The sequence below is a fragment of the Sphaerisporangium album genome (assembly GCF_003323745.1).
In the GTDB taxonomy this organism is placed as follows: domain Bacteria; phylum Actinomycetota; class Actinomycetes; order Streptosporangiales; family Streptosporangiaceae; genus Sphaerisporangium; species Sphaerisporangium album.
The window spans coordinates 1-15,864 of record NZ_QOIL01000023.1 but is presented as its reverse complement, the minus strand read 5'-3'; the positions used below and the strand labels follow the sequence as shown (position 1 = coordinate 15,864).

Here is a 15,864-nt window from a genome sequence, read left to right as displayed (position 1 = left end):
CACGTCGTGCGCGCCGCGCGGGAGCTCTCGTCTCTCGCTGTACGTCAGGCCGCGGGGCCCGGCGCCAAGTCCTATTTGTGGTCACCGACGTGCCGCACAGCCGGTCCCGGCTCGCCGCCGCGAGTGTCGCGGTCCAGGTCGAGCGGGTCGGCCGTTGCACCGGTGCGCGCGTCGAGCGGACCCTGCGCCAGCCTGGTCACCGTGGGGGGTGACGGCGGCGCGAAGGCGGCCACTAGACGCAGACCCGTGAGCACGTCGTCCGGTCGGACGGCGGGCGTAACGTGCCGTACAACCATACGAAGTATCGCACATGGCGGGCCGGGGTCCCGGTCCGCCGTTTCTTCCGTTCCTTCGCGAGCCGTCCGCGCGGCTGTGCCGTCGGGGTCCTCGGCCGTCAGCATGATGACGGCCTCGCGCGCGTCGAAGCGGCGCGGGCCCTTCTTCGTCAGGCGCTCGACCTCCACGCGCTCGGCCGCCATGAACCGCTCGGCCGCGTCCCTGGCCTCGGCCGGGTCCGCGCCGGGCAGGCGTACGTCCCAGACCGAGCCCTGCAGCCGGTCGGCCAGACTGCCGCCGCTCGCCTCCACGACGTCCAGGACGTCGAGGCCGGTCGGCAGCGACGAGTCGAGCTCGGCGCGAAGACGGTCCGGCTCGCAGGCCGTGACGACGCCGATCTCCAGATATTCGGCTTCGCTGGCCACCCCGGTGGGGGCGGCTCCCGCGTAAGAGATCTTCGGATGGGGGGTGAATCCCGCGCTGAAGCCGACCGGGATGCCGGCCCTGCGCACCGCTCGTTCGATGGCGCGCGAGATGTCTCGATGGCTGGTGAACCGCAGGCGGCCACGCTTGGCGTAGCGCACGCGAAGGCGCTGCACCACGGGCGCGGGCGGGGGCCCATCAGGAACGGGGTTCTTCAGCTAAGTCATCCTTCCCATGTCTGTGTCGCGTCCAAGGCCGTCTTCCCAGGATATGGGCCCGGTGGCCCGCCCTGTCGCGGCTCGTACGGCTCTCATACCGCTAGAGGCTAGACCACCATGACCCCGCGGCGTACCCGGTGACCTCTATGGTGCAACGGTTACGGCCCGTATTTGCTTCCATCCAGCGGGTCAGACGACCGTCAGCGGGAGCAGTTTCCTGCCGGTCGGGCCGATCTGGATCTCGGTGCCCATGGTCGGGCAGACGCCGCAGTCGTAGCAGGGAGTCCACCGGCAGTCCTCGACCTCGGTCTCGGTGACGGCGTCCTGCCAGTCCTGCCAGAGCCACTCGCGGTCGAGACCGGCGTCCAGGTGGTCCCACGGGAGCACCTCGACCTCGTCGCGCTCGCGAGTGGTGTACCAGGCGACGTCGACGGGGTGGCCGTCGAACGCGCGCTCGGCGCCGGACATCCAGCGGTCGAAGGAGAAGTGCTCGCTCCAGCCGTCGAACCGGCCGCCGGCCTCCCAGACGGCCCTGATCACCGCGCCGACCCGCCGGTCGCCACGCGACAGCAGGCCCTCGACGATCGACGGCTGCCCGTCGTGGTAGCGGTAGCCGATGGCCTTTCCGTACTCCTTGTCGGAGCGCAGCGCGTCCCTGAGCTTCCTCAGCCGGTTGTCGACCGTCTCGTGGTCGCACTGGGCGGCCCACTGGAACGGGGTGTGCGGCTTGGGGACGAAACCGCCGATGGAGACCGTGCAGCGGATGTCACGGGAACCTGTGGCCTCGCGCCCGGCCTTGATGACCTTCTTGGCGAGATCGGCGATGCCGAGCACGTCCTCGTCGGTCTCGGTGGGCAGGCCGCACATGAAGTACAGCTTCACCTGCCGCCACCCCTGGCTGTAGGCCGTGGTGACGGTGCGGATCAGGTCTTCCTCGGTGACCATCTTGTTGATCACCTTGCGCATGCGCTCGGACCCGCCTTCGGGCGCGAACGTCAGGCCGGAGCGGCGGCCGTTGCGCGAGAACTCGTTGGCCAGGTCGATGTTGAACGCGTCGACCCGGGTCGAGGGCAGGGACAGGCCCGTGTTCGTGCCCTCGTACCGGTCCGCCAGGCCCTTGGCGACCTCGGCGATCTCGGAGTGGTCGGCGCTGGACAGCGAGAGCAGGCCGACCTCGTTGAAGCCGGACTCCTTCAGGCCGACCTCGACCATGTCGCCGATCGTCGTGATCGACCGCTCGCGGACCGGACGCGTGATCATGCCGGCCTGGCAGAACCGGCAGCCGCGCGTGCAGCCGCGGAAGATCTCGACGCTGAAGCGCTCGTGGACCGTCTCGGCCAGCGGCACCAGCGGCTTCTTGGGATAGGGCCACTCGTCCAGGTCCATGACGGTGTGCTTCTGCACCCGCCACGGGACGCCCGAGCGGTTCGGGGCGACCCGCTTGATGCGGCCGTCCGGGTGGTACTCGACGTCGTAGAACTTCGGCACGTACACGCCACCGGTCGAGGCCAGGCGCATGAGCAGCTCGTCGCGGCCGCCGGGGCGGCCCTCGGCCTTCCACTCGCGGACGACCTCGGAGATCGCGATGGAGATCTGCTCGCCGTCCCCGAGAACCGCGGCGTCGAGGAAGTCGGCGATCGGCTCGGGGTTGAACGCGGCGTGCCCGCCCGCCAGGACGATCGGGTCGTCCTCGCCGCGGTCGGCGGCGACCAGCGGGATGCCGGCCAGGTCGAGCGCGGTGAGCAGGTTCGTGTAGCCGAGCTCGGTGGAGAACGACACGCCCAGCACGTCGAACGCGCGCACCGGCCGGTGAGCGTCGACCGTGAACTGCGGCACGCCGTGCTCGCGCATGAGCGCCTCGAGATCGGGCCAGACCGCGTAGGTGCGCTCGGCCAGCGTCTCGGGCAGCTCGTTGAGGATCTCGTAGAGAATTTGAACGCCCTGGTTGGGAAGGCCCACCTCGTAGGCGTCGGGGTACATCAGCGCCCAGCGGACGGTCGCCTCGTCCCAGTCCTTGACGGTCGAATTCAGCTCACCCCCCACATACTGGATCGGCTTCTGCACGCTCGGCAGAAGCGGTTCCAGGAGAGGAAACAGCGATTCGACAGACATGTGTCCAAGGGTAGTTGCTGCCTGCTCGGGCTCGCGCCAGCACGTCCGGGGACGGTCAGAACGCCCGCTCGCGGATGTGGACGGCCTGGAGCAGCCCAAGGGCGATCATGTTGGCGAACGTCGCCGTCCCTCCGTAGGAGACGAAGGGCAGCGGCACGCCGGTGATCGGCATGATGCCGATCGTCATGCCGACGTTGATGAACGTCTGGAAGGCGAACCAGCAGACGATGCCGCCCACCACCAGCGCGCCGAAGCGGTCGTCGCACTGGCGGGCGATGCGCAGCCCGCGCAGCAGCACCACGCCGAGCAGCGCCACGACGGTGATCGAGCCGAGGAAGCCGAACTCCTCCCCCACCACGGTGAAGATGAAGTCGGTGTGCTGCTCGGGGACGAACCGGCCGGTGGTCTGCCCCCCGTGGAACAGTCCTTTGCCGAACAGCTCGCCCGAGCCGATCGCGATCAGCGCCTGGGTGCTGTTGTACCCGGCGCCGCGCGGGTCGTTGGCCGGGTCGATGAACGCCGTGAACCGGGCGACCTGGTACGGCTTGAGCAGGCCGAACAGCCACACGGCCGCGGCCCCGGCCAGGGCGAGCGCGCCCAGCCCGACGATGTACCGCTTGCGCAGCCCCGCGAAGATCATGGACGAGGCGGTGATCACGACGAGCACCATCGTGGTGCCGAAGTCGGGCTGGAGCATGACCAGGCCCATGGCGATGGCCGCGGCCGTCATCGCCAGCAGCAGGTCCAGCGGACGCGGACGGTCGGTGCCGGGCGCGGGCTCGGCCAGCAGCGCGCTCAGCATGAGGATCAACGCGGGCTTGGCCAGCTCCGACGGCTGCACGGCGAAGCCGCCCCCGAGCAGGATCCACGAGTGGGAGCCGTTGATGGTGGACCCGAGCGGGGTGATGACCGCGAGCAGCCCGAGCAGGGACACGCCGTACACAGCCGGTGCGTAGATGCGCAGGGTTCGCTGGTCGGCGAGGGCCGCGATGCCGCACAGCACCCACCCGATGACCAGGTTGAGCACGTGCTTCTTGACCATGCCGGTCGGCGCGCCCGCCGCCCACGTGCGCGTCGAGGACCACACCAGCAGCGTGCCGATGACCGACAGCGCCATGACGGCGACGAGCAGCACCCCGTCGACCCGCCACACCGCCGACTGCGCTCCCATGGCCCGCTGGACCAGGGAGCGGCTGCGCGGCACGAGCGCCTGGTTCACTGCACCACCGTCCCGTCGCTCCTGATCTTCGGCAGCCGCTCGACCGGCTTGCCCCCGGGCAGGGCCGCCTGGCCCTTGATGCCGTAGATGCCCTCCCAGATCTCCCGCGCCGCCGGGGCCGCGGCCATGGCGCCCTGACCGCCCTGCGAGACCGTGACGACCACCACGAAGCGGGGATCGGCCGCCGGCGCGAAGGAGGCGAACCAGGAGGTGTCCTCCTTGCCGTACACCTCGGCGGTACCCGTCTTGCCGCCGATCTTCACCACATTCATCGGGAACCCGCTGAAGGCCCCGGCGGCCGTGCCGTCGGACGTCACCTCGCTCAGCGCGGCGCGGATGTAGTCACGGGTGCCCTTGTCGATGGGGAGCCGGCCGGTCACCGGCGCCTTGATCTCCTCCACGTGGGTGCCGTCGGGCCGGGCGATCGCCTTGCCGATGCGCGGGCTGCGCAGCTTGCCGTCCCCCACCAGGGCGGCGTAGGCGGCGGCGAGCTGCAGCGGCGTCACCAGCACGTCACCCTGGCCGATCGACAGGTTGGCGGCCTCGGCGGCCTTCCACTCCATGCCCTCCACGCAGTTCTCGTGGGCGAGCCTCTTGAGGTAGGCGGCGCGGCTCGGGTTCTTCTTCTCGACCTCGGGATAGCCGTTCTTGGCCCGCAGGCAGCTGAAGTGGTGCGTGGCGTCCCACATCTTCTTCTTCCAGGCGCGGCCGGGGATGCGCCCGGGGACCTCGCCCGGAAGGTCGATACCGGTCTTCCTGCCGAACCCGAACGCCTTCGCGGTGCTGGTCATCGGCTCCTTGGGACGGGCCACGGGCTTCAGGCCGCCGTCCCGCTGCCACATCTCGTACGCCGCCTTGTAGAAGATCGTGTCGCAGGACTTCACCAGGGCCGTGTGAAGATCGAGCGTGCCGAGGCCGATGCCGTGGAAGTTGTGGAACGCCGTGCCCGCGACGTCGTAGACCCCGGGGCAGTCGTACTTGCCGTGCAGCGGGTAGCCGTCCCTGACCATCGCCGAGACCGAGGAGACCTTGAACGTCGAGCCGGGCGCGTATTGGCCGTGGGTCGCCCGGGAGATCAGCGGCAGGCCCGCCTTCTCCGACAGCAGCCTTTGGTAGTCCTTCTCGGAGATGCCCCCCGCCCAGACGGACGGGTCGTAGGTGGGCATGCTGCCGATCGCGATGACCCCGCCCGTCGTGACGTCCAGGACGACCGCGGCGGCGCCGTCCGCCTTGGGGGCGTTCTTCATGGCGGTCGCCAATGCCTTGTCCACGACCTTCTGCACGTTGGCGTCCATGTTCGTGATCAGGATGTCGCCGGGCACCGGCGCGGTCTGCCGCTCGATGCCGAGCACCTTGCCCATGCGGTCCACCTGGACCCTGCGCAGGCCGGGCGAGCCGCGCAGCGCCTCGTCGTAGACGTACTCCAGGCCGTCCCTGCCGACCAGGTCGACACCGGAGAAGTTCGCCTTGAGCTTGGAGCGCTTCTTCAGCTCCTCCTCGGTGACCGGCTGCAGATAGCCGAGGGTCTGCGACGCGCCCGAGCCGAGCGGGTAGTCGCGCACAGCCTGCACCTCGGCGGTCACCCCGGGGAAGTCCTCCTGGCGCTCCAGGATCTGCAGGGCCTGCCGGGTCGAGACGTCGTCGTCGATGGGGATCTGCGAGTACAGCGACCCCGGCCAGCAGGGACGGGTCACGTGCGGGCCGCAGGGACGGATGCGCTCGCGCAGCTCCTTCGCCGTGCGGCCGAGCACCGCCGCGAGGCGCTTGAGCACGCCCGCCCCGCCGTCCGGCATGCGCTCCAGCTCGGCGCGGTCCACCGACACCACCAGCGAGGCGCGGTTACGCACCAGGGGACGCCCGGAGGCGTCGTAGATCTGCCCCCGGACGGCCGGGACGATCACGTCGCGCGTGCGGGTCTCGGTCGCCGCCGCCACGAACTGCGACCCGCGCACGACCTGCACCTGCCACAACCTCACCGTCAGCACGGCGAGCAGCATCAGGACGAGGAACTGGAGCACCACCAGCCTGGCACGGACCCGGATCACACGTGCCTCCGAACCGGATAGGCGCCGGTCGGGACGGCCTCGCGCCTGCGGCGACGCCCGGAGAACCGCGAGACCACCCAGAACACCAGGGCCGCCATCGCCAGGTTGTACATGACCAGGGACGGCCACAGGGCGAGCAGCGACCGCCAGTCCGCCCGGGGATCGCCGAGCAGCCCGCCGACCCCGGCCGTCAGCAGCGGCGCGAGCATCACCGCGACGATCACCGTGACCGCCGGCGCGCCCGGCGCCCGCTCGGCGGCGCGGCCGACGGTGTACCCCAGCAGGCAGAACACCAGCGCGTACTGGCCCATGACGTGGGCGGAGGGCGGCAGCAGGTCGGTGGCCAGCCCCGCGGCGAAGCCGGTGGCGGCCCCGGCGACCGGGCCGCGCGCCAGGGCGAACATCACCACGCCGAGCAGCACCAGGTCAGGGGCGCCGCCCCCGGGCAGGGGGAGGCGGTTCACGATCGTCACCTGCACGATCATGATGAGGCCCGCGAGCAGCACCGCCGTGATCCCTCGGAGCACCGCCTCAAGTCCTTCCGCCGGCTCGGTCCTGCCTGTGCCCGCCCGTACGCCCGTCCCGCTTGTCATGCGCCCGCGGATGCGCGGGCCTGCGCGGGCCCGCGTGCGGGCGCCGAGCCGGAGCCCGCTGGTGGCGCGCGTGCGCACGGGCCGCGCCCGGCCGCTGGGCCTCCTCGCCCTGCTCGTCGCGCTGGCGCCGTTTCCGCTCGCGACGGCCCTCCTCACGCGCCGTGGCGGACGGCGACGGCGAGACGGACGGCCCCGAGGACGGCTCGCGGGACGGCGGCGCCGACGGAGGCGCGGACGGGGCGGGCGCGCGGACGTGGTTCCTGGGCGGCGGCGGCAGCATCGCGTCTCGGGGGTCGCGCTGCGGGGCCTTCACGACCACCCCGACGACGTCCAGCGACGCGAAGTCGACGAACGGCTTGGCGTACGCCACCCGGGTCAGCTCGCCCGGGGTGGGCTCCACGCGCTCGATCACGCCGACCGGCACCCCCGGCGCGTACGGCACCCCGTGCTCGGACCCGAAGCTGACGATGCGGCGGCCCACGGCCAGCGGGCCCGCCGAGTCGAGCAGCCGCAAACGGATGAGACGGCTCTCGGCCGCCCGGCCGAGCCCCGTGACCACGCCGACCTCGTTGCCGCCCTCCAGGCGCGCCCCCGCCGTCGAGGCCGGGTCGGTCAGCAGGACCACCGTGGAGGTGCCGGGGCCGGTGTGGACGACCCGGCCCACCAGGCCGTCGCCGTTCAGGACGGTCATCTCCGACCTCACGCCGTCGCCCGAGCCGGCGTCGATCTCGACGGCCTCCTCGAACCCGGGGACGCCGCGCCTGGCGATCACCTGGGCGGCCACCACGCGGTACCCGCCGAGGCCCGACAGGCCCAGCATCTTGGTGAGCTCCGCCGAGCGCTGCCGGTCGAGGGTCTGGGCGGTGAGCTCCTGCCGCAGCCGCGAGTTCTCCGCCCTGACCGCCGCGATCTGCCGCTTGTACTCACCGGCGGAGGCGAAGGTGTCGACGAAGTCGCCCACGGGCCGCACCACGCTCGTCCCGGCCTCCTCCGCCGCGCCGAACAGCGACGCGGCGGCGCCGCGCACCGGCTCGAACAGCGAATCGTCGCGCTGCCGGTGGTCGATCGTGATCAGGACGAGCGCCGCGGCCAGCAGCAGGCCAAGGATCAACCGCGCGCGGCGGGTATCCCTCATCAGTGTCTCGGCTCCATCGGTCTCTGGGTCGGCGTCTCGGGTGGGCGTCTGGGTCAGTGTCTGGGTTCGGGCACCAGCACCTGTTGCAGGACCTCGAACTCCTCGACGCACTTGCCCGAGCCGAGCGCCACCGAGTCGAGGGCGTTCTCGACGAGGTGGATCGGCATGCCGGTCTCGTCGCGCAGGCGGTCGTCCATGCCCTTCAGCAGCGCGCCGCCGCCGGTGAGGGCGACGCCGCGGTCCATCAGGTCGCCGGAGAGCTCCGGCGGGCACTTGTCCAGAGTGGACTTGACCGCGTCGATGATCGACTTGAGCGGCTCCTCGGTGGCCTTGCGGATCTCGTCGGCCGACACCACGATCGTCTTGGGCAGCCCGGTGACCAGGTCGCGGCCGCGGATCTCGGCGTGGCAGTCGTCGCCCATCGGGCAGGCCGAGCCGATCGCGATCTTGATCTCCTCGGCGGTGCGCTCCCCGAGCATCAGGGAGTACTCCTTCTTGGCGAACGCGATGATGGCCTGGTCCAGCTCGTCGCCGCCCACGCGGATCGACTGGCTCGTCACGATTCCGCCCATCGAGATGATCGCCACCTCGGTCGTGCCGCCGCCGATGTCGACGACCATGTTGCCGGTGGGCTCGTGGACGGGCAGCCGGGCGCCGATCGCCGCCGCCATCGGCTCCTCGATGATGTACACCCGGCGCGCTCCGGCCTGGTAGCCGGCCTCCTTGACCGCGCGCTGCTCGACGCCGGTGATCCCGCTCGGGACGGCGACGATGATGCGCGGCTTGGCGAAGTGACTGCGTTTGTGCACCCGTTGGATGAAATAGCGGAGCATGCGCTCCGTCACGTCGAAGTCGGCGATCACGCCGTCCTTCAGCGGGCGTATCGCCACGATGTTCCCGGGCGTCCGGCCAATCATCCTCTTGGCCTCGATGCCCACTGCCACGATCTTGCCGGTGGTCGTGTTGATCGCCACCACCGACGGCTCGTTGAGCACGATGCCGCGCCCGCGCACGTACACCAACGTGTTGGCCGTGCCCAGGTCGACGGCCATGTCACGGCCGAGGAATGCCAGCTTGCTGCCCATGGGGAAGGAAACCTTCCTACAGGTGTTCGCGAGAGATTACGATTCGCATTCGAATCGTAACGTGACGTACCCACTCCTGAAGGCAACGAGCCGCCCGGCTCGGGAAAATCTTGTCGCACTCGTCGGCCGCCACCCTGCCGACCTGCGGAAACCCCCCGCACGACCTGTCTGGCCGCGCTGCGTCACGGCGGGCGCGCGCCCGCCCCTGACGGCTCGGAAAGCCCGCCTCGTCCCCGCAGGCAGGGGTCACCCGCGGACGCACGACGGGCCCCGGCGCACACCACGCGCCGGGGCCCGTCTCACCCCGGCCCTCACCGGGGCCGGGCCACGTTCATCGCTCAGAAACGGTCGGGGAAGAAAAGCTTGACCTCGCGCGCGGCGGACTCGGGCGAGTCGGAGCCGTGCACGACGTTCTCGCCGATCTCCAGGGCGTGGTCGCCGCGGATCGTGCCGGGCGCGGACTTCACCGGGTCGGTGGCGCCCGCGAGCGCCCGGAACGCCTCGACCGCGCGCGGGCCCTCCAGGACCAGCGCCACGATCGGCCCGGAGGTGATGAACTCGACGAGCTCGCCGAAGAAGGGCTTCTCCGCGTGCTCGGCGTAGTGCGCCTTGGCCGTTTCGACGTCGAGCGTGCGAAGGTCCATGGCCACGACCTTGAGGCCCTTGCGCTCCACGCGGGCGATCACGTCCCCGATGAGGCCGCGACGGACACCGTCGGGCTTGATCAGGACAAGCGTGCGCTCGGACACGGGAATCTCCTTCGTTGTGAACGCCGGGCGCCATCGCGGGACGGCCGACGAGAGGGGAAGCGTGTGCGCAGCTTACCGGGCGCCGGCACCGTCCCCGTTCCCGTCCGCCCCGGCCCCTGCCTCGGGCGACCGGGTGGGGGCGGGCACCACCGGGATCATCACCGTCCCCGGATCCGGACCGTCGTCCGCCCCCGACACGACCCCCTCGGCCACCGGCTGCGGTTCCTCCGCGACATCCCGCGCGTCGTCATCAGGCGAAACGGGCGCGACGGGAGGAAGGGCGTCCATGGCGCGCTCGGCGGTACGGGTCGCCAGCACGGCGCCCAGCACCAGGATGATGACGACGGCGAAGCCCGCGACCAGCGCCCACACGTGCAGCGCCCCGACGAACCCGTCCACCATCGCCTCCGAGGTCACCTGCCCCGACATGCTGACGGCGCGCAGCCGGTCCACCTGGACGCCCGTCCCGAGCAGGAAGCCACTGAGGACCGCAGGGAAGCACAGGGACAGGCCGAACAGCGCGCCGGACAGGCTCACGCCCCGGAGGGCCGAGACGACCGCCACGGCCGCACCACCCGCCATCAGCGTGAACGGCACGACGAGCGGCATGCCCGAGGCCGTGGGCGCCAGCAGCCGGATCGCGCACAACCCGACCACCATGGTCACCAGGCCCGCGCCCACCAGCTTGGGGAGCTGCGCCTCGCCCAGCCTGCCCACGGCCGACGCGGCTACGAACGTCAGCAGCGCCGCCAGCCCGAACGGGACCCACAGGCCCGACAGCCCCGGACCGCCGAGGCCGCCCAGTTCGACGTAGGTGAGCTGAGCGGAGGTCGGAAGGACGACCAGGCCGACCGCGATCATCACCAGCGCGACCACCCGCCCGCCGGCCCCGTCCACCCGGCCGGCGAACGCCGCCGCCAACAGCGCCACCACCGCGGCCGCCGCCACGACGACGATCAGGCCGGGCGGCCATCCGAACGTGGTGCCGAAGGCCAGGACCGCGATGCCCGCCGAAGGCCCCACGGTGCACGCCAGACCCCTGACCCCGCCGGACACGGAGACCTGCGCCCCGCCGTCCCCGTCGGCCGCTTCCAGACCGGGCGAGCCCTCCGGCGCGTCCTGCTCCGCACGCCGAGCCTCGCCGTGCCGGGTGAGGCGGGTGACCGTGAAGTACGCCGCCGCCAGGACCAGCGCGACCCCCGTCAGCAGCGGGTAGGGCTGGAGCGTCACCCGCCACGACGTCACCTGGTCGAGCGGCCACAGCGCCAGTGCCTGCGCGGCCAGGAACGCCACCGCCAGGGAAGCCGCCCAGATCGGCATCAGCACGCCCCGGGCCGCGCCCGGACGTTCCCGGCACGCGGCGAACGTCGCCGGGACGAGCACGCCGGCCGCGACGCCGTGCAGAACGCGCAGAACCCCGACGGCGACCGTGGAGCCGGCGAAACCGCCCGCGACGTCGGCCACGGCGAGCAGCGCCAGCCCCGCGACCAGGACCGGCGCGGGCGCGAACCGCCCGAGGGCCGCCGCCGTGAGCGGCACCGCGCAGAGCATGACCGGCAGGGCGAGCCCATGGGCACGTAAGATGCCGACCCCGGCGATGTCCGGCGGCAGCAGGGCGGACACCACCGAGATGGTGTTCGGTATGGCCACGATCGCCAGAGGAAGGGCGAGCGCGGTGAGAAGCCCGACGACCACGTCGAGCAGCAGGGGAAGACGATTGACCCGGCCGAGGACCGTGAGGCCCGTGGCTTGGATTGGGGGGACGGCCATACCGGCCGACTTTAGCGCTAAGTCACGCCCTCGACACGCCGAGCGACCAAGATTGCCGTGATCCACAGTGCGGCGAATATCACACCGAGGAAGAACATCAGCGGGACGAGGAAGCCGGTCGCGATGGCCAGTACCTGCACTACGCTGCCCGCGATGTAGGCGAAGGGCCGCTTCAGCAGCCCGGCGACCACGACGCACACCACCGCGAGCCCGACGCCCACCGTGACGGCCACGGCCGGGGCGACCTTGTTGATCACGATGGCGACGGGCGTCACCAGCGCGAGGACGATCGCCTCCATGCCCAGCACGCTCGCGCCAAGACGCCGCATCCCGGGAGTGACGGTGAAGCCGCGCCGCGCGCGGGAGTCCGGCTGTTCCCCGGTCATCTGTCGGCCTTCAGCAGAATGCGGGCATCGCCCACGGTCACGACGGAACCGGTGATCAGCACACCGGAGCCGAACTCGTCGCCCTGGTCGGCGAGCTCCAGCGCCATGTCGATGGCGTCGTCCAGCCGCTCGGCCACGTGGACCCGCTCGGCGCCGAACAAGCCCTCTGCCCGTGCCGCCAGCTCGCCCGCCTCCATGGAGCGCGGCGAGGAGTTCCGCGTCACCACGAGCTCCTCGACGATCGGCTCCAGCAGTTCGAGGATCGTGTCCACGTCCTTGTCCCCCATGACCGCGACGACCGCGACCAGCCGGGTGAACCCGAAGGCCTCGCTGATCGCGTCGACGGTCGCCTCCATGCCCCCGGGATTGTGCGCCGCGTCCACGATCACCGTCGGCGACCGGCGCAGCACCTCCAGCCGTCCCGGGCTGGACACCTCGGCGAACGCCTGCCGCACAAGGTCGACGCCGAGCGGCTCGTCACCGGCCGTCAGCGCCTCGACCGCGGCAAGCGCGAGCGCGGCGTTACCGGCCTGGTGGGCGCCGTACAACGGCAGGAAGACATCCTCGTACACGCCCTTGAGCCCCTGGAGCTGGAGCAGTTGCCCGCCCATGGCCAGCTCGCGGTGCAGGACGCCGAACTCCAGCCCCTCGCGCGCCACGGTGGCGCCGGCCTCCGCCGCCCGCCTCACCAGGACCTCGGCGGCCGGGAGGGGCTGCTGGGCCAGCACGGCCGTCGCCCCGGGCTTGATGATGCCGGCCTTCTCGCCCGCGATCGTCTCGACGTCCGGGCCCAGGTACTCGGTGTGGTCCAGCGAGATCGGCGTGATCACCGCGACCGTGCCGTCCGCGACGTTGGTGGCGTCCCATGTGCCGCCCATGCCGGTCTCGATCACGGCGACGTCGACCGGCGCGTCCGCGAACGCGGCGTACGCCATGGCCGTGAGCACCTCGAAGAAACTGAGCCGACCCACCTTGCCGTCGACGAGCTCAAGGTACGGCTCCAGCTCGCGGTAGACCTCGACGAAGCGCTCCTCCGACAACGGAACGCCGTCGACGCAGATGCGCTCGCGCATCTGCGAGAACTCGGGGCTGGTGTACCGGCCGGTCCGCAGGTTCCTGGCGCGCAGGAGCGCGTCGATCATGCGGGCCGTGCTCGACTTGCCGTTGGTGCCGGCGATGTGGACCACCGGGTACATCTTCTGCGGATGCCCGAGGATGTCGGCCAGACCCGCGATGCGATCCAGCGTCGGATCGATTTCCCACTCAACGCCGCGCCCGCGGATCGCGGCTTCGACGACGCGGATCTCCTGCCCTGACATCACCTCGCCAGCTTAGCCGTGCCCACCACCGCTACCGCCGACCCCCACCGCCCCGCCGATCAACGAACACGTGACGCCACCGGCACGGCCGATCGCGGTCGATCCGACACGATCCAGCCATGAAGGCGGCAATACAATCATTCCGTGAGCTCGGACGACGTTTTCTTCGCCGAATGGCGGTCCCGCGGCCGCGAAGAGCGCCGCAGTCTCCCCCGAGCCCGCCATCTGCTCGACCTGCTGGACTGCCCCGAGGCCGGCGCTCCCGTCCTCACCGTCGTCGGCTCCAAGGGCAAAGGCACCGCGGCGACGTACGCCTCCGCCTACTTCGCCGCGTCCGGTCTCAAGGTCGTCTCCGTCACGAGCCCCGCGCTCCGGGCCAACCGCGAACGCATCAGGGTGGACGGCGCGGCCGTCTCGGACGCCAAGCTGAGGGGCATCGCCGCGCAGATCTCCAAGGGCCTGCGCCGCATGCCGGACCGCGAGACCATTCCCGGGTACCTCTCGCCCGCCGGGCTGTTCACCATCGCCGGCGTCATGCACGCACGCGAGGTGGGCGCCGATGTCATCGTGCTCGAAGCCGGCATGGGCGGCGGATCCGACGAGGTGTCGCTGTTCCCCGCGCACACGGTCGCGATGACCGAGATCTTCGCCGAACACCTCGGAGTCCTCGGCGACACCCCCGCGGAGATCGCCCGCGAAAAGGCCGCGGTCACGTCCAAGCGAACCCGCGCCGTCCTCTCCCTACCGCAGCAGCCATCCGTCCAGGACGCGATCAACGCGGTCGTCCATGCCCGCGCCCACCTCAAGGTGGAAACCCTGGCCACCGGCCCCGGCACACGTCCACCGACCGTCTCTTCGACGCTGGACACCGGCTCTGGGACCCTGCTCCCGATCGACCCGCCGACGGTGGCTACCTGGTCTGCTACAGCACCGCCCCCGAGCATCCTCCCTCCGTCCTACGGCCGCTGGAACGCCGAGCTGGGCTGCGCGGCCGCCGCCCGGACACTGTCACTGCTGGGCAAGGACCAGCCCGGCCCACAGAGGCTGCACGACGTGCTCGCGTCAGTACGGCTGCCCGGACGCCTGTCCTTCCACACCCTGCCCGAGAGCGGGACCGAGCTGTGCGTCGATTCCGCCATCAACAGAGCGGGCGTCGCCACGGCCCTGGCGATGGTCCGCGAACGCTGGCCCGACATCGATCACGTCCTGCTGTGCCTCCCCGACCACAAGGACGTCCAGGGCGTCGTGACCGAACTAGACGGCCTCCCGGTGACCTTCGTACGCCTTGCCCTCCCCCACCTCCGCTTCAACAGCCCCCTCCCCGCAGGCTGGACGGTCATCGACGAAGAGGCCCTCACCCGCCCCCTTCTCACCGAAGCCGGACAACACATCCTGGCCCTGGGAACCGTCTACTTCACCGGCAAAGTCCTGAACGCCATCAACGCCCCCACCGAACAACTGTTCACCCCTTGACCCCCCAGCCCACCGCCATACCTGGCACGGCGCCGTCGTTCCCCGCTCCCCCTTGTCGTTCCGTTCCCGTCGTCCAGTTCGCCTCCAATGGCGCCAACGCGGCGGAACTGGGATCGGCGAAGTCAGCGCCCCCGATACGGTGGCCCAGCCCCGTATCGGCCGCCCCCCCTCCCCGTCGTACGCCCGTCTCGACGAGTCTCCGCCGTATGGCTCGTCTCCGATGGCGCCGGCGCGGCGGGACGCGGGTCGGCGAAGCTTCCCGTCGTACGGCCCGTCTCAAGTCTCCGTGGTACGGCCTGTCTCGACGAGTCTCCGCGGTATGGCTCGTCTCCATTGGCGCCGGCGCGGCGGGACGCGGGTCGGCGAACCCGGCGCCTGATACGGCGGCCCACCGGCAACCACCCGCCACCCGCAGGTCTTCCTCGCCCGGCCGCCGGCCGGGCCCCGGACACGCAAAAGCCGGGCCCCGGAAAGGGGACACCCCCCTCCAGAACCCGGCCAACACCAAAACCCAGCCCGAACCACGACCCGGAAACAAAAGACCGGGGCGGCCCATCCGGCAACACCCCGAAACACGGGCACACGACACACACAACCACAGCCAACAGCGGACGCCGACACACGGCACACCGGCAACACGGGGGGCGCCGGGGACCGTGGTTGGTCTGAACTACCCCGGAAACGTAGGAAGGCCACCCGGCAGCCCGGGTGGCCTTCCTGCGTCATACAAAGATTGTCCGGCGGTGTCCTACTCTCCCACACCGTCCCCGGTGCAGTACCATCGGCGCTGGAAAGCTTAACTTCCGGGTTCGGAATGTAACCGGGTGTTTCCCTTCCGCTAAAACCGCCGTAACCCCTCGAGCGACAAACCCGGCGCACCAACCCAGAGACACCGGAAAACACCGGCCTCTGCTGGTAGTGCGGGTCTCAGGTCTGCTGTCTCTGAGATCACACAGTGGACGCGAGCATGCTCTGTGGTCAAGTCCTCGGCCTATTAGTACCGGTCAGCTCCACACCTTACGATGCTTCCACACCCGGCCTATCAACCCAGTCATCACCTG

The 15,864-nt window shown here is 70.9% G+C and carries 12 protein-coding genes and 2 rRNA genes; 1 reads left to right on the top strand and 13 read right to left on the bottom strand.

Features of this window, described 5'->3' with window-relative positions; genetic code table 11:
• Positions 1–71: 71 nt before the first annotated feature.
• The 11 genes from DQ384_RS31930 to DQ384_RS31880 form a co-directional block, all read right to left on the bottom strand.
• Entirely contained in the window at positions 72–878 is an 807-nt protein-coding gene (locus DQ384_RS31930; RefSeq protein WP_245966928.1) for a TIGR03936 family radical SAM-associated protein, read from the bottom strand.
• Between the two features lie 228 nt (positions 879–1,106).
• Positions 1,107–3,029: a TIGR03960 family B12-binding radical SAM protein gene (locus tag DQ384_RS31925; RefSeq protein ID WP_114032601.1), complete on the bottom strand. Its 1,923-nt coding sequence runs from the start codon at positions 3,027–3,029 to the stop codon at positions 1,107–1,109.
• Between the two features lie 55 nt (positions 3,030–3,084).
• Positions 3,085–4,248: a rod shape-determining protein RodA gene (rodA, locus tag DQ384_RS31920; protein WP_245966927.1), complete on the bottom strand. Its 1,164-nt coding sequence runs from the start codon at positions 4,246–4,248 to the stop codon at positions 3,085–3,087.
• Positions 4,245–6,293, bottom strand: a complete 2,049-nt coding sequence (mrdA, locus tag DQ384_RS31915) for a penicillin-binding protein 2 (RefSeq protein ID WP_114032600.1) — start codon at positions 6,291–6,293, stop codon at positions 4,245–4,247. The genes rodA and mrdA overlap by 4 nt, the downstream gene beginning before the upstream one ends.
• Entirely contained in the window at positions 6,290–6,820 is a 531-nt protein-coding gene (mreD, locus tag DQ384_RS31910; RefSeq protein WP_245966926.1) for a rod shape-determining protein MreD, read from the bottom strand. Before mreD ends, mrdA begins: the two co-directional genes overlap by 4 nt.
• 4 nt (positions 6,821–6,824) lie before the next feature.
• Positions 6,825–8,021: a rod shape-determining protein MreC gene (mreC, locus tag DQ384_RS31905; protein WP_114032599.1), complete on the bottom strand. Its 1,197-nt coding sequence runs from the start codon at positions 8,019–8,021 to the stop codon at positions 6,825–6,827.
• Between the two features lie 53 nt (positions 8,022–8,074).
• Positions 8,075–9,106 carry a rod shape-determining protein gene (locus DQ384_RS31900; RefSeq protein ID WP_114032598.1) on the bottom strand — a complete coding sequence of 344 codons (1,032 nt, stop codon included), beginning with the start codon at positions 9,104–9,106 and terminating at the stop codon, positions 8,075–8,077.
• A 338-nt stretch (positions 9,107–9,444) separates the two neighbouring features.
• Complete coding sequence (gene ndk, locus DQ384_RS31895) at positions 9,445–9,855, bottom strand: nucleoside-diphosphate kinase (protein ID WP_114032597.1); 411 nt, start codon at positions 9,853–9,855, stop codon at positions 9,445–9,447.
• A 72-nt stretch (positions 9,856–9,927) separates the two neighbouring features.
• The gene (locus DQ384_RS31890) at positions 9,928–11,625 is read right to left on the bottom strand and encodes a hypothetical protein (RefSeq protein ID WP_114032596.1); all 1,698 of its coding nucleotides are present in this window, start codon (positions 11,623–11,625) and stop codon (positions 9,928–9,930) included.
• 17 nt (positions 11,626–11,642) lie between these two features.
• Positions 11,643–12,011 carry a DUF4233 domain-containing protein gene (locus DQ384_RS31885; RefSeq protein WP_114032595.1) on the bottom strand — a complete coding sequence of 123 codons (369 nt, stop codon included), beginning with the start codon at positions 12,009–12,011 and terminating at the stop codon, positions 11,643–11,645.
• The gene (locus DQ384_RS31880; protein WP_114032594.1) at positions 12,008–13,330 is read right to left on the bottom strand and encodes a bifunctional folylpolyglutamate synthase/dihydrofolate synthase; all 1,323 of its coding nucleotides are present in this window, start codon (positions 13,328–13,330) and stop codon (positions 12,008–12,010) included. The genes DQ384_RS31885 and DQ384_RS31880 overlap by 4 nt, the downstream gene beginning before the upstream one ends.
• Positions 13,331–13,474: 144 nt before the next feature.
• Here DQ384_RS31880 and DQ384_RS31875 point away from each other — a divergent pair, with 144 nt between their 5' ends.
• Positions 13,475–14,803 (top strand): folylpolyglutamate synthase/dihydrofolate synthase family protein, encoded by a 1,329-nt coding sequence (locus DQ384_RS31875; RefSeq protein WP_114032593.1) that lies wholly within the window; start codon positions 13,475–13,477, stop codon positions 14,801–14,803.
• Between the two features lie 735 nt (positions 14,804–15,538).
• Here DQ384_RS31875 and rrf read toward each other — a convergent pair.
• Together rrf and DQ384_RS31865 are read right to left on the bottom strand one after the other, a co-directional pair.
• Positions 15,539–15,655: ribosomal RNA gene (gene rrf / locus DQ384_RS31870) — 5S ribosomal RNA — on the bottom strand.
• Positions 15,656–15,777: 122 nt separating this feature from the next.
• Positions 15,778–15,864: ribosomal RNA gene (locus DQ384_RS31865) — 23S ribosomal RNA — on the bottom strand; the annotation flags it as partial.